Raw genomic sequence first — 13,930 nt, forward strand, 5'->3', positions numbered from 1 at the left:
GCCCCTTTCTACTTGTTTAAATTTTCCGATAACTTCACTATACCCAAGACAACTATATAAATAAAATATTTAATTCATACATATTGCATATGAAAATTGTATATAGAAAAAAGCTGACCAAATCGTGGCCAGCTTTTTCATTATTATTTTTTGTATTTGAGTTCGTAGACGTCGTGCCTTCTGTCTTTTAGCTGTCTTACTGTTCCGGATTGGCGCTGTCTTCTTAGGATTTCGAGATCGACGTCGCCGATCAGCACCATTTCGATGTTTGGATTCGTCTCTCCCACGATGCCGTCGCGGGCAAATTCGAAATCAGACGGGGCAAAGATCCCTGACTGAGCGTACTGGATATCCATATTCTCCGTCTGCGGCAGATTTCCGACTGTACCGGAAATGACCGTGTAAATCTGGTTTTCTACAGCACGGGCTTGGGCGCAGTATCTGACACGGAGATAGCCTTGTCGGTCTTCTGTACAGAATGGCGTGAAGATGATTTTCGCCCCCATATTGGTGGCAATCCGGGCCAATTCAGGGAATTCGATATCATAGCAGATCTGAATGGCAATTTTTCCACAGTCCGTATCAAACACCTTCACTTGATCTCCTGGACTGATGCCCCACCATTTGCGTTCATTCGGGGTGATATGGATCTTATATTGCTTCTCGATCGTACCGTCGCGTCTGAATAAATAGGCAATATTGTAGATTTCTTCATCATCTTCCTTGACCAGGTGAGAGCCTCCGATGATGTTGACGTTGTAGCGCACCGCTAAATCGGTGAAAAGTTCAATGTACTCTTCCGTATATTCGGTCACCCTTCTTACGGCTAGACTCGGCGACTTTTCTTCCATGAAGGACATCAGCTGTGTCGTGAAGATTTCAGGGAATACAACGAAATCTGAGCTCGCATCAGAAGCGACATCCGTAAAGTACTCCACCTGATTCGCAAAGTCCTCAAAAGATTCAATCTGCCTCATCATGTATTGAACGACACAAATCCGGACCGGATAGCTCGTCTTGAAGTGCCTCTTGCTGTTTGGCAGATACTCCACGTTGTTCCATTCCATCAATGTGGCATATTTATGAGACCTCTTGTCGTCAGGCAAGTAGTTCGGGTTGATCCGCATCAATGTGAAGCCATTCAACAATTGGAATGACAGGACAGGGTCATAAATTTTATGGCGCGATACGGCATCCACATATTCTCTCGGCGACATTTCATCTGCATGCTTAAAGTAGTTCGGGATCCTGCCTCCGATGATGATACTCTTCAGGTTCATCTGTCTCGCAAGGTCTTTTCTTGCTTCGTAAAGCCTGTGTCCGACCTTCATCCTCCGGAAATCCGGATGCACCATGACTTCGATTCCATAAAGATTGTATCCATCCGGGTTATGGTTCGTAATATACCCGTTATCCGTCACGTCATCCCATGAATGGCGGTCGTCATACTCGTCGAAGTTAATGATGAGGCTTGAACATGATGCAATGATATCCCCATCATATTCAGCAACGATCTGCCCTTCCGGAAAAATTTCCAGATGGCTCCTTAGCTGCGATTTCTTCCATGGATCCATGCCTGGAAAGCATAGAGACTGCAGTTCTATGATTTGATCAATATCTTTATATTCAAGGTTTCTAATAATCATTTTCTTTTCAAATTGAGATAAATCCAGTTTATCTGACATATCCGACAACTCCTTTACCTAGTAAATTTACCCCGTACTATTTTATTCTAAACGAAAGAGAGATTAGTTTTGAAATAATAAAATTGAAATAGTACAAAATTTTCTATAAGATGGACGGTAGAGGTGATTCAGTGAACGGTTTTGAGAAGCGAAGACTTCAAAAGATGCAGCAGATAAAACAAACGGCATTTTCCCTGTTTTCAAAGTTTGGGGTCCAAAAAGTCAGCATCCAGGATATTGCTAAAAAAGCGAATGTTTCACAGGTGACGATTTATAATTATTTTGGCAGTAAAGACGAATTATTAATCGAGTCCCTCAAAGAATATTTAGAGGAGCAATTATCCCTGTTTCTAGAGGTTGTTGAGAGCAAGAGGCCTTTTACAGATAAAATCCAACAACTCTTCGAAATGAAGATCGACACAGCAAAAAGCTTCAGCCCTGCATTAGTGGAATCCTTATTTATGGAAAGCGGACCGACAGCAGAGTTGATTCAGTACTATTCCGAGGAAAAAATGTTCCCCCAATTAATGAGGCTATTGGATGAAGGAAGGGAGCAAGGGATCATCACTAAGACCATTTCCACGGAAACCCTTTTATTCCTGCTTAATAGTATGACCGCAGCTGTCCAGCAGCATCCACAGCTATTTTCCACGGAAGAAAAAACAAAAGAGATTTCAATGGAAATGCTTCATTTTTTCTTCTATGGTGTAATGGGCCGGGAAATAGAAAAAGACTGACTTCAAAACCTTCCGTCTGGAAAAACTTTTGAAGCCAGTCTTATTTTTTTATATAGAATATTTATAAACCCTTGCTTCCCATGGCTTAAGTTCGATTTGTTCTACGTTTTCTCTTTCATCTACTTCATAATTGCTGATCAAGAGTTGTTTCTGATCCTCGTTCACTTGAATGTGGTCCGGCTTGATAAATGTTCTTCCTTCATTAGACACATTTCCGATCACAAGTAGTGCTTCTCCGTTATATCTTCGAACATAGGAATAGATAGAGTCATCATCTTCATAAAGAAGTTCAAAGGATCCGTATGGAATGATGTCATGTTCTTTGCGGGTAGAAATCAACTTTCTGTAATAATGGAAGACAGAGTTTGGATCTTCCATTGCCTTTTCAGCATTGATTTCTTGATAATTCGGGTTGACAGCGATCCATGGGGTTCCTTCCGTAAAACCTGCATGCTCTGATGAATCCCATTGCATCGGCGTTCTTGCATTATCCCTGCCTTTTGCATAGATAGACTTCATGATCTCTCTTTCGTCGACGCCTTCAGCTATCTTCTCTTTAAACATATTCAATGTTTCAATATCTTTATATTCATCAATCGAGGCGAATCGGACGTTGGTCATTCCAAGTTCCTCCCCTTGATAGATATACGGGGTTCCTTGCATCATGTGCAGCAATGTTCCGAGAAGCTTGGCGGAAATGACGCGGTGCTCCCCATCATTTCCAAAACGGGACACAACGCGCGGCTGGTCATGGTTATTCCAATAAAGACTGTTCCAGCCTTGTCCATTTAGCCCTGTCTGCCATTTCGTCAGGATTTTCTTCAATTTTTTCAAATCGAATGGAATCAGATCCCATTTCCCAAGTTCACCGGAATCGACATCCATATGTTCGAATTGGAAGACCATGTTTAGTTCTTTTCGGTCCTCACCTGTGTACAACTGTGCTTCATCTGGTGAAACACCCGGCATTTCACCGACCGTCATGACATCCTTGCCATCCAGCACCAACTCATTCATTTCCTGGAGGAATTCATGTATTCTAGGCCCATTCATAAAATACTCGTGTCCGGAGGCATACTTCTTTCCTTCAGGATTTGGGGCATCCGGAAGACCCGGCGCCTTGGAAATGAAATTGATGACATCCATTCGGAATCCATCAATTCCATTTTCCAGCCAAAAATTCATCATATCGTAGATTTCATTTCTCAATTCAGGATTTTCCCAATTCAGGTCAGGCTGCTTTTTTGAAAAAAGGTGCAGATAGTATTCGCCGGTTTCCTCCGCATATTGCCAGGCAGAACCGCTGAAAACAGATTCCCAGTTATTCGGTTCCCGACCATCATTTCCTTCTCTCCAGATATAGTAGTCCCTGTAAGGGTTGTCTTTTGACTTGCGCGACTCAACGAACCATGCATGTTCATCGGAAGAATGATTCACAACGAGGTCCATGACAATCTTGATCCCTCTTTTGTGCATTTCATCCCTTAGCAGCTCCCAATCTTCCATCGTTCCGAATTCACTCATGATCCTGCGGTAATCGCTGATGTCGTATCCATTGTCATCATTAGGGGATTCATATACAGGAGAGAGCCAAACAACGTCTACCCCCAGCAGCTTTAAGTAATCCAGCTTGGAGATGATTCCTTTGATATCCCCTACCCCGTCGCCATTTGAATCCATAAAGCTGCGCGGATATATTTGATAAACAACTGCTTCTTTCCACCATTGTTTGGACATTCTGTTCACCTCATAGAAGAATTTATTTATTTGATTTCATTTGTGCAAACGCTTGCACTTTTGAATATAAAAAAAACGCTTACACACTTATTTTACATGATTGCCTATGAAGAGCAAGAAAAAAATGGCCGGAATCAGATCCGGCCATTTGATTATACAAGCATTTCGTTCGCTGCCTTTGTATAGATGCTAAAAGATGTTTCTATATCGACATTCGGATAGAATTGTTCTAAGGTAAATGGGAAAAACAAGCCGAATTCCTGCAGGATATTCACGTTGGTGGTGAAAAGGTCTACATAGAATGAGTTTAATTTTTCTTTTTGATGAACATCAAGTATGCTAATAATGGTCTGCAGGCTTGAGATGACCTGGAATGCTTCTTTCAGTGTCCCAAAGTACTCAAAGTGACGAGTGGTCGTATGTAAGATTTTCAGCTCATGGAATTTTACAATTTCTTCATCACTGAAGTATTGGGGGAATATTTGTGAATAAAAGGTATCTAACAGTTCACATATTTTTTCCTCTTGTTCCTGTGTAGACGCAAATAGTACCTTCACGAAAAACCCACCTTTTGTCATTATTGTAATCTCTCTGTAACAGTTACTATTAGAATAACATATTCGACTTGCCCAAACTGTGGTAATTATACCCATAGCCTGTTTATTTTTGTCGAATTCAAGGGACTATTTGATTATATAAGGAAAGATCTGGTGAATAATTATGATAATTTCAAAAAAAGGGACTCTTTTTGAAATGCAGGTCCCAAAAGAGTACGAAGGAAAATCGGCAGACGATATTTTCCGCACCATCTGGAGAGCTCCAAAAAAGTGGATCCACTCGATTCGAATGGCTGATGAAGTGAAAATCAACAATCAAAAAGCCAATTGGAATGCTCCATTGAAAGAGGGGGATTTTCTTCACTTTCCTCTATTCTATGAAGAAGACTATGGGGTCATCCCGCACTTCCATCCGATTGAAATTCTTTATGAAGATGAACACTTGCTTGTGGCCAATAAACCCACCGGAATGGATACGCATCCGAATGAGGAAGGACAGACAGGGACGCTTGCCAATGCTGTCGCCTACCATCTGCAAATGAACGGAGAGCTCTCAAAGGTGAAGCACATCCACCGTCTGGACCGCGACACCACAGGGGCAGTACTGTTTGCGAAAAATCAGTTGAGTGGAGCCATCCTGGATCGAATGCTGTCAGAGAGAAAAATCAAACGAACTTACTGGGCGCTTGCAGACGGGCTCATCGGTCCTAAAAAAGGCACCATCAATAAACCGATCGGCCGCGACCGCCATCATGCCGTTAAAAGGCGGGTGTCCCCTTCCGGCCAGGAGGCAGTCACTCATTTCCGCGTATTAAAGAAAATCCCTTCTGCGAGATTGAGTTTCATCGAATGTACACTTGATACAGGCAGGACACATCAAATCCGCGTCCATTTCAGCGACATGGGATATCCTTTGGCTGGAGACAAGCTATATGGAGGAAGCAGCCGATTCAAGCGGCAGGCCCTTCATGCGAGATTCCTTGAATTCTCTCATCCGCTATCAGGTGAATTCATCCACTGCGAAGCATCATTTCTGGATAATCCCCCGATATTTGAGAATGTGATTGATTAGACTATATGCAAACTAAAAAGAGGCTGTCCCTAAAATAGGACAGCCTCTTCACGTGTATATTCAGATTAAAAATCAAAGTTATCGGGATCTGGACCGAAACGTTCATCTTTATTCAATCCATCGACTTTAGACATTTCTTCTGCAGAAAGTTCGAAATCAAATAGATCCGCATTTTCTTTTATGCGATTCTCATGAACTGATTTAGGGATGATGATGGTACCGTTTTGCAGATGCCAGCGAAGAATGACTTGTGCAGATGACTTGCCATGCTTCTCGCCGATCTCTTTTAAGACGGATTCATCCAATAGTTTACCTTGTCCAAGCGGAGACCAAGCTTCTAATGCAATGTCATTCTCCTTGCAAAATGCTTTCAATGCGTCTTGATTTAAGCGTGGGTGTGTCTCAACTTGGTTGACCATTGGCTTTACAGTTCCTGCAGCAAATAGATCTTCTAAGTGATGCTGGTGGAAATTGCTGACGCCGATGGCTTTGACGAGGCCATCGTTGTACAATTTCTCCATTGCTTTCCATGTATCCACATATTTGCCTTCAACTGGCCAGTGGATTAAATAGAGATCAAGATAATCCATATCAAGGCGCTTTAGACTTGCTTCGAATGCCTTAAGAGTAGAATCATATCCTTGATCGGAATTCCAAACTTTAGAAGTGATGAAAAGCTCTTCGCGGGAAACACCGGATTCCTTCACTCCCCTGCCGACTGCTTCTTCATTTTCATAGACAGCGGCTGTATCGATGGAGCGGTATCCTGCTGTAATCGCTGATTTCACTGCATTGACTGCTTCATTTTCATCTTTCATCTGCCAGACTCCAAGTCCAACATATGGCATTTTCAAACCATTGTGTAATGTGATAGTATCTTGTAGATTTTTCACCATAGTAAGCGCCTCCTTTTGCAAGTATTTTTCCATTTTACTCTTTCTCTTTAAAAATCACTACTAACTTGCTCAAGGAACTATAAACTAAGCAGGAAGTCCTCTTCGGTCCGGCCATAGAAAAATAAGCGGTGGAGCGGGCGCGTCATGACGACATAGAGCAGTTTGACGTCAAGTTCATTTTCCCTCTTATAGATTTCATTCAAGGAAAGGGCGATGACGACATCAAATTCCAGTCCCTTTGCCAGGTAAGCGGGGACGATGACCACTTTGTCCTTTGGAATCGATTCCTGTTCTTTCAATAGTTTTGCGCTGTCAGGACTCCACTTCTCATACCAGTCGTAAAGCTGCAGGCAATCTTTCATTGTCTTGCAGATGATTGCAAACGTATGAAATTTTTCCTTTCTGGATTCAGCAATCTTGCCAGAGAGCTGGGCAATCAGTTCCTCCCCTTCTCCCCGCTCGAAAAATGCCGGTTTATCCCCATGCCTGACAACCGGAGTGACTTCCGGAAATTGATAGGGCAGCAGTGAAAGCAGTTTGTTCGCTTCATTCATGATTTCAATAGTGGTCCGGTAGCTCTTTTGAAGCTCTGTATAGGTTGCCCTTGGGAAAATGCCTTGCTGGATCTGCTCCCATGAAAGGATCCCCCGGTAGGAATGGATCCCCTGGGCCAAATCACCGACAAGGGTGAACATATCTGTTTCAAGCGCTTTTTTAAGCGATGCAAGCTGCATATAGCTGTAGTCCTGCGCTTCGTCGATCACCACATTTTTGGCTCGGTGGTGTTTTTCGATCCCAAACAATTCGGTTTGCAGATAAAGTAGCAGCCCCAGATCTTCCAGCTCATATTTGCCTTTTGAAATATGAGTCATTGTGTAGCGGCACAATTCCTCGGCCTCTGACAATGGAAGCTTCCCTCCTGATAAATGCGCGAGGCGTTCCGGATCTGAAAAGAGCTCATCATAATAATCCAGGAGCTTCTTCTTCTCAAACTGCTTCATATAAGAAGGAACCCCTTGCCGGATAGCTGTTTGGATTTCCTTCAGCCTCTCTTGCTTTCGATCGAGGGCTCGGGAAACGTAGTCTTTTCTTTTTGCCGCATCCTTCAGATTATATAGGGCTTTTTCGATCTTCTCATCGAAAAATTTCTCTACTTTATCGACCATCATTTTTTTATTAAAACGAACCTGTTCCTGCAAGATGCTTTTGAGCTTTTCTACTCTTTTATATAAAGGAAGATAAAAGAAATCATCCGTCAACAGCTTAATAAATTTCTTTTTGGAATAAAGGCGGTATTTATCGATGATAAAGTCTTCCTTTGGATGGAATCTATCATAGATTTCGTTTAAAAATCCTTGGAGGATCTTCTGAAATACCGGCGAACCCTTCAATCCTGAGAGCTTAGCCGCCTTTAGCGATTCGGGGTCCATCTCTTCTACCATCTTTATGAGTTTATCATCTTCTTTTAATTTCAGCTGGCGGCCGATGCAGGTCATGACATAATCAGAAAAAGTGGTCTGCCTTACCTTCTCCACCCCTAATTCAGGGAGGGCTTCTGAAATATAATCAATGAATAGCCTGCTCGGAGCGAGAATCATCAGCTGGCGCGGATCGAAGTATTCTTTATAGTTGTAGATAAAATAAGAAATCCTGTGCAGGGCAATCGTGGTTTTGCCGCTTCCTGCAGCCCCCTGAACGATGATTGGCTTATTAAGGTCCGCACGGATGATTCTGTTCTGCTCTTCCTGGATCGTTGAAATGATTTCTGTGAGACGGTTGCTTGAACTTTTTGCGAGGGATTCCTGCAGAAGTTCATCTGTTGTCGTCAAATCAATGTCCCTGATCTCGTCCAAGCTTCCTTCTTCAATCATGAACTGCCTCTTAAGAGTCAATTCACCGGAATAGGTTTCACCTTCTGCTTCATAGGAAACGTCTCCTATCCTTCCTTCATAATAAAGATTGGCGATCGGGGACCTCCAGTCGACAATGATCTGTTCCTGATTCTCTCTTTGATAGAGCGAGGTTTTGCCTATGTAATGGCGTTCTTCCTCACCCGAATCCTTTCCTTTAAAATCGATGCGGGCAAAGTAGGGTTTTGTCCTTGCCAGTTCGAGGCTTTCCAGTTCCTCCTTCGACATCTCGAAGAAACTGGCATTGGTTAAGATGTCTGTGTATGCAGCACTGGAGTCGAGCCAGTCTGCGTCACCAAAGGCTTCTTGGATATTGCTTTTGAATTGGTCTTTGCTTGTGGATGAGGTTTTAATGACTACATCAATGTACTTTTTCGTAAAATCCAAACGATTAAGCTCATGTGTAAAATCAGGATGCTGTGGAATGTTTGACGTCATATGTTTCTCCTTTCATTCATATTTCAGCCGCAATGGAGAAAGCTAGACATAAGGCGTAAAAAGTGCAGAAGATTATATTATCAGAAAAGTGGTAATTATACAATATTGTTTTTTCTCTTTTCAGATATGGGATTTCTAATGAATTGTAAAGGTTTTGTAAAGGAAGTTACAGTAGTATGATTTTTTTCGACAAATTGTTTATAATTTCTTCATAAAACGATAAAATTAAATCGTTTGAAAAACCTTTGATGAAAAACAATTAGATGGAGGGGTTCTACATGGCCTTAATCGGCAAAAAGGATAAGTTTTCGATCCTGTTAGGAAATATTTCTTCAAACATCGTCACAGCAGCTAACTACTATGCTGATTTTAAAATCACAAACGTAAGCGACTTGAAGATTTTCTCCGATAAAATGAAGGAATATGAAACAAAGGGCGACACTCTCGTTCACGATATGATCCTTGAATTAAATCAAGCATTCATCACACCAATCGAACGTGAAGATCTTTTGGCATTAACGATGACTCTTGATGATGTCCTTGATGGACTTGAGCACAATGCTGCATTATTTGAAATGTACTCAATCACATCAGCAGACGACTATATGATCAAGTTCGTAGAAGCAATCCGCAACTGTGCGATTGAAATTGAAAAAGCAATCAATCTTCTTTCTACAAGAAAATTAAAAGATATCCGTGAGCATGCGATTAGAATCAAAGACCAAGAATCCATGTGCGATGGCGTCCTTCGCCAATCCATCAAGAATCTATTTGCAACTGAAAAAGATCCTATCCAAATCATTAAAGTAAAAGAAATCTACGAAAATCTTGAAGAAATCGCCGACGATTGTCAAAACGTTGCCAATACTCTGGAAACAATCGTCATGAAAAACGCATAAGGGGCCATCATAAATGGATACTTTATTCGTCATAACTATTCTTATCGTAATCGGTGCACTCATATTTGACTTTATCAATGGATTCCATGATACGGCCAATACGATTGCCACATCTGTCTCTACAAAAGCATTAAAGCCGAGACATGCCATTTTATTGGCTGCCGTCATGAACTTCATCGGTGCATTGACTTTCACTGGTGTTGCTAAGACCATCACTAAGGACATTGTAGATCCTTTCACGCTTCACAACGGATCTTTGGTCATTTTGGCAGCTTTGATTTCTGCAATCGTTTGGAATTTGATTACTTGGTATTACGGAATCCCAAGCAGTTCTTCACATGCCATTATCGGGGCCATTGCTGGTGCCGCGATTGCATCTGCAGGATTTACTGCATTGAACTACACAGGATTCATCAAGATTCTTGAAGCTCTGCTTATTTCGCCAATACTCGCTTTCGTAATCGGATTTATTATTTATACCATCTTTAAGGTCTTCCTTAAGAACCACAATTTAACGAAGACGAATCAGCGCTTCCGCATCTATCAAATTGCCACTGCAGCGATTCAATCCTATTCACACGGAACGAATGACGCGCAAAAGGCAATGGGGATCATCACGCTGGCATTGATTTCAAATAATTACTTATCTTCAGCCGATATCCCGTTCTGGGTACAGTTATCCTGTGCTACCGCTATGGGACTTGGCACATCCATCGGTGGATGGAAGATCATCCAGACAGTCGGAGGCAAAATCATGAAACTCCGTCCTGTAAATGGCGTTGCAGCTGACTTATCATCTGCATTGATCATTTTCGGAGCGACTTACGTGCATTTGCCTGTCAGCTCCACCCACGTCATTTCTTCATCCATCCTTGGCGTCGGGGCCTCTCACCGCAGAAAAGGAGTTCAGTGGAATACAGCGAAAAGAATCATCATTACTTGGGTCATCACCCTTCCGATTTCCGCTGCTTTAGCTGCAATTCTATATTGGATAATGGATTTCTTTTTTTAATAAATGAAAGGCCGTGATCATCACACGGCCTTTTTATTATCGACTTATATGGTGCTTCGCATAAAAATATTGGTTTCGAGCTTTTCCCGGACATTGTCTTCTCCATCCAGACTGCGGATGAACAGTTTAAAAGCCCTCCTCCCCATTTCTTTTACCGGAATGTGGATGGATGTAATATCAAGCAGTTCTGAAATCGGATGGTTGTCACAGCTCATGACTGCTAAATCTCCTGGGATATCTATTGCCGCTTTTTTAGCTTCAGACACAATTCCTGCTGCCACTTGATCGCTTGTAGCCAAAAGGGCAGTCGGACGATTCTTCAGCTTTTCCCACTCATTCATCACCCTTATTCCATCATTGATGGTATAGCAGCCGGTAAAAATCCATTCTTCGTTTAAATCCATTTTAAATTTCTTCAGAGAATCTCTATATGCTTGAATGCGTTCAATGCTATTAGTGCCTGTTTTCCGGTGGATGCAGAGTCCGATGCTCTGATGTCCCTTTTCCCTTAATGTTTCAAGAGCTGTTTGAAACGCTTGGTAATGGTCGATATAAACCGATGGAAAACCTTGTTCAATCTTTTCGCAAAGAACGATGGGGCCATCCTCCCGAAAAGCAGAAATCACTTCGATTTCATTTATCCTCGAGACAATGATCAATCCGTCGACCTGTCTGCTTTTCAATGATTGAAGTGCATCAATCTCCGCTTTCTTTTGATAGTTGGTCTGAAAGACTTGCAGGCTGATTCCTTCCTTGATCGCTTCTTCTGCCAGCCCGTGCAGCCATTCACCGTAATAAGGAAGATGCAAAAATGGAAGGACGATGCCCACAGAGTTTGTCCTCCCTTTTGACAAATGAACCGCATTGATATTTTTTGTATAATTCAGCTTTTCTGCAGCTTCCATGACAGCCTTCACTTTCTCCTCAGATACATATGGATGCCCATTGAAGACCCTCGAAGCAGTCGTGACGGAAACTCCTGCAAGCTTTGCTACTTCCCGAATATTTCCCATATCATCACCTGAATATTTATTTAATAAAAGTCTTGCTATGAAACGCGTTTCATACATTAAAGTTACCTCAAACAAGGAGGTGCGTATCTCATGATCGGTATTTTGATTCTTCTATTCCTTTGCCTCATCATCCTTTTTGGCTCCTATCTTGCCTTGAGCGCCAAGGGTTTCAGCTACATGGATGATTCAAAGGATCCCTTTAAAGATTTATTTAAAAAATGATATAACACGTTGTTTTCTTTCATTATATCCTTCCTCTTTTTTAAAGTCATGAAATTGCCTTTTCCACATCAGACGGAAAAAACACCTGTTTATTCTTCGTTCCGATGTGGAATGGAATAAGTAAAGACTGTTACAGGAGGAGATTTTTTGATCATCAACAATGTTAGAATCTATCAGCCAGGCACCACACATCCAAAAGAGGAGCTTTATCAAGTTTCTATTAATGAAGAGGGAAAATTTGATTCCATCGGTCCCGCCGCTTCCAATCAAAGTGGTGCAGACTCATATGACGCAAAGGGACGGGTCATGGCCCCGAGCTTCACCGATTCCCATCTGCATTTCTTGCGGTATGGACTGATGAAAAAAGAACTTGATTTACGGCATGTGACCAGCTGGGAAGAAATGAAGCGGGAAGTCCGCGAATTTTATCCAGAGATGGAAGAAGAAGATTGGATTGTTGGAAGAGGCTTGGATGACAGCCAATTCACTGACATCGACCACTTGCTTAAAAAAGACGATCTGGATGAAATCCATTTGGATAAAAAAATGTTCTTCCTTCACGAGGACGGCCATGAATGTGTAGTAAACCAAAAAGTGATTGACTTGCTTGAAAAAGAAAAAAACTTTAAGAACATTCCAGACCTCTTCAAAGAAACCGGGGAAGACGGGAGCTGGAATGGCCGTTTTAAAGATACTGCCGTTCATTACCTTAAAAGACACTTCCGAGGGAGATCCGTTGCCGATGCAAAAGAAGCAATAAAAATGGGAATCCCACATCTCCTAAGGCATGGCATTACAGCCATCCATACAGAAGATCTGAATTTCATCGGCTCCTATGAAAAATTATGGAGTGCCTATACAGAGCTCGAACAGGAAGGAGAGCTTCCGATCACCTGCCTCCTCCATCATTACTTATTTAACATCGATGACATCCACCACTATTTAAATAACCACTCCTTAAGAACCGGGGAAGGAACAGAACGCGTCAAAGTCGGGGCGTTTAAAATTTTCCTAGACGGGACGCAGCGCCTCCACACTTCTGCCTTAAGGATGGCATACCGGGATAAACCTGAAACATCCGGTAAACTTGTCTATTCCCAAGAGGAATTAAATGAAATGGTGAAACTTGCTTCAGAAAACAATATGCAGGTCGCCATGCATGCCATCGGTGACAGATCAGTTGAACAGGCAATCATTGCCTTGGAGCAGGATGAAGCCAGAACGGACGAACTCTGCCACCGGATCATCCATGCCCAGGTATTGGGAGAAGACCTGATTCAGCGTTTAAAAAAGTTAAAACCTTATATTGAAACACAGCCCTCTTTCCTTATGAATGAGTGGGATGAAACTGCAAAATGGGTTGGCGACGACCTTGTGCCGTACTGTGACGCCTTTGCTTCCCTGATTAGAAATCATGTTCCGACCACCCTGAGTTCAGATGCCCCGATCGGTGAATTGAATCCATTTGAAGGGATATTTGCAGCAGTAAATCGAACGGACAAAGATCATCAGCCGGAAAATGGCTGGATGCCTCAAGAAAAGTTGACTATTGATGAGGCGTTTGATGGCTATTCATTTGTCCCTGTAAAAATGGAACTCTCAGACAATAAGCGGGGAAAAATTGAAAAAGGCTTTCAAGCTGATTTCATCTTATTGGATCACCATCCATGCGAGGTGCCAGAAAAAGAGCTTCGTCATCTGCAAGTTTGCGAAACGTGGATGGAAGGTAAGCGTGTGTATCAGAAGGAATAA

The 13,930-nt window shown here is 42.2% G+C and carries 12 protein-coding genes; 6 read left to right on the plus strand and 6 right to left on the minus strand.

The features are described 5' to 3' along the window. Positions 1-143 precede the first annotated feature (143 nt). Positions 144-1,685 carry a bifunctional GNAT family N-acetyltransferase/carbon-nitrogen hydrolase family protein gene (locus DFR59_RS03005; RefSeq protein ID WP_114744142.1) on the minus strand — a complete coding sequence of 514 codons (1,542 nt, stop codon included), beginning with the start codon at positions 1,683-1,685 and terminating at the stop codon, positions 144-146. 131 nt (positions 1,686-1,816) lie between these two features. Here DFR59_RS03005 and DFR59_RS03010 point away from each other — a divergent pair, with 131 nt between their 5' ends. Continuing rightward, positions 1,817-2,422, plus strand: a complete 606-nt coding sequence (locus DFR59_RS03010) for a TetR/AcrR family transcriptional regulator (protein ID WP_158538297.1) — start codon at positions 1,817-1,819, stop codon at positions 2,420-2,422. 48 nt (positions 2,423-2,470) lie between these two features. On the opposite strand, the gene DFR59_RS03015 is transcribed toward DFR59_RS03010, so the two are convergent. Further along, entirely contained in the window at positions 2,471-4,159 is a 1,689-nt protein-coding gene (locus tag DFR59_RS03015) for a glycoside hydrolase family 13 protein (protein WP_114744144.1), read from the minus strand. 152 nt (positions 4,160-4,311) lie between these two features. After that, complete coding sequence (locus tag DFR59_RS03020) at positions 4,312-4,716, minus strand: DUF5365 family protein (RefSeq protein WP_114744145.1); 405 nt, start codon at positions 4,714-4,716, stop codon at positions 4,312-4,314. 163 nt (positions 4,717-4,879) lie between these two features. Here DFR59_RS03020 and DFR59_RS03025 point away from each other — a divergent pair, with 163 nt between their 5' ends. Further along, the gene (locus tag DFR59_RS03025) at positions 4,880-5,788 is read left to right on the plus strand and encodes an RluA family pseudouridine synthase (RefSeq protein WP_114744146.1); all 909 of its coding nucleotides are present in this window, start codon (positions 4,880-4,882) and stop codon (positions 5,786-5,788) included. Positions 5,789-5,853: 65 nt separating this feature from the next. On the opposite strand, the gene DFR59_RS03030 is transcribed toward DFR59_RS03025, so the two are convergent. Both DFR59_RS03030 and helD read right to left on the minus strand, forming a co-directional pair. After that, a complete protein-coding gene (locus tag DFR59_RS03030; RefSeq protein WP_114744248.1) occupies positions 5,854-6,681 on the minus strand; it encodes an aldo/keto reductase in 828 nt (275 codons plus the stop codon). Positions 6,682-6,761: 80 nt separating this feature from the next. Next, a complete protein-coding gene (helD, locus tag DFR59_RS03035) occupies positions 6,762-9,032 on the minus strand; it encodes an RNA polymerase recycling motor HelD (protein ID WP_114744147.1) in 2,271 nt (756 codons plus the stop codon). A gap of 278 nt (positions 9,033-9,310) precedes the next feature. On the opposite strand from helD, the gene DFR59_RS03040 reads away from it, so the two are divergent. After that, positions 9,311-9,931: a DUF47 domain-containing protein gene (locus tag DFR59_RS03040; RefSeq protein ID WP_114744148.1), complete on the plus strand. Its 621-nt coding sequence runs from the start codon at positions 9,311-9,313 to the stop codon at positions 9,929-9,931. A gap of 13 nt (positions 9,932-9,944) precedes the next feature. After that, positions 9,945-10,943 (plus strand): inorganic phosphate transporter, encoded by a 999-nt coding sequence (locus DFR59_RS03045; RefSeq protein ID WP_114744149.1) that lies wholly within the window; start codon positions 9,945-9,947, stop codon positions 10,941-10,943. A 44-nt stretch (positions 10,944-10,987) separates the two neighbouring features. Here the strand turns inward: DFR59_RS03045 and DFR59_RS03050 are convergent, their stop codons facing one another. Continuing rightward, positions 10,988-12,013, minus strand: a complete 1,026-nt coding sequence (locus DFR59_RS03050) for a LacI family DNA-binding transcriptional regulator (protein WP_245948356.1) — start codon at positions 12,011-12,013, stop codon at positions 10,988-10,990. 33 nt (positions 12,014-12,046) lie between these two features. Between DFR59_RS03050 and DFR59_RS20470 the strand changes: the two genes are divergently transcribed. Then, positions 12,047-12,178, plus strand: a complete 132-nt coding sequence (locus DFR59_RS20470) for a hypothetical protein (RefSeq protein WP_281269330.1) — start codon at positions 12,047-12,049, stop codon at positions 12,176-12,178. Positions 12,179-12,325: 147 nt separating this feature from the next. Further along, positions 12,326-13,930, plus strand: a complete 1,605-nt coding sequence (locus DFR59_RS03055; protein WP_114744150.1) for an amidohydrolase — start codon at positions 12,326-12,328, stop codon at positions 13,928-13,930.

The organism is Falsibacillus pallidus, assembly GCF_003350505.1.
Classification (GTDB): Bacteria; Bacillota; Bacilli; order Bacillales; family DSM-25281; genus Falsibacillus; species Falsibacillus pallidus.

Excerpts from the sequence above, each read along its gene's own strand:
- DFR59_RS20470 (WP_281269330.1), top strand. The coding sequence starts at position 12,047 with ATGATCGGTATTTTGATTCTTCTATTCCTTTGCCTCATCATCCTTTTT.
- DFR59_RS03045 (WP_114744149.1), top strand. The coding sequence starts at position 9,945 with ATGGATACTTTATTCGTCATAACTATTCTTATCGTAATCGGTGCACTC.
- DFR59_RS03025 (WP_114744146.1), top strand. The coding sequence starts at position 4,880 with ATGATAATTTCAAAAAAAGGGACTCTTTTTGAAATGCAGGTCCCAAAA.
- DFR59_RS03005 (WP_114744142.1), bottom strand. The coding sequence starts at position 1,685 with ATGTCAGATAAACTGGATTTATCTCAATTTGAAAAGAAAATGATTATT.
- DFR59_RS03040 (WP_114744148.1), top strand. The coding sequence starts at position 9,311 with ATGGCCTTAATCGGCAAAAAGGATAAGTTTTCGATCCTGTTAGGAAAT.
- DFR59_RS03015 (WP_114744144.1), bottom strand. The coding sequence starts at position 4,159 with ATGTCCAAACAATGGTGGAAAGAAGCAGTTGTTTATCAAATATATCCG.
- DFR59_RS03050 (WP_245948356.1), bottom strand. The coding sequence starts at position 12,013 with ATGTATGAAACGCGTTTCATAGCAAGACTTTTATTAAATAAATATTCA.
- helD (WP_114744147.1), bottom strand. The coding sequence starts at position 9,032 with ATGACGTCAAACATTCCACAGCATCCTGATTTTACACATGAGCTTAAT.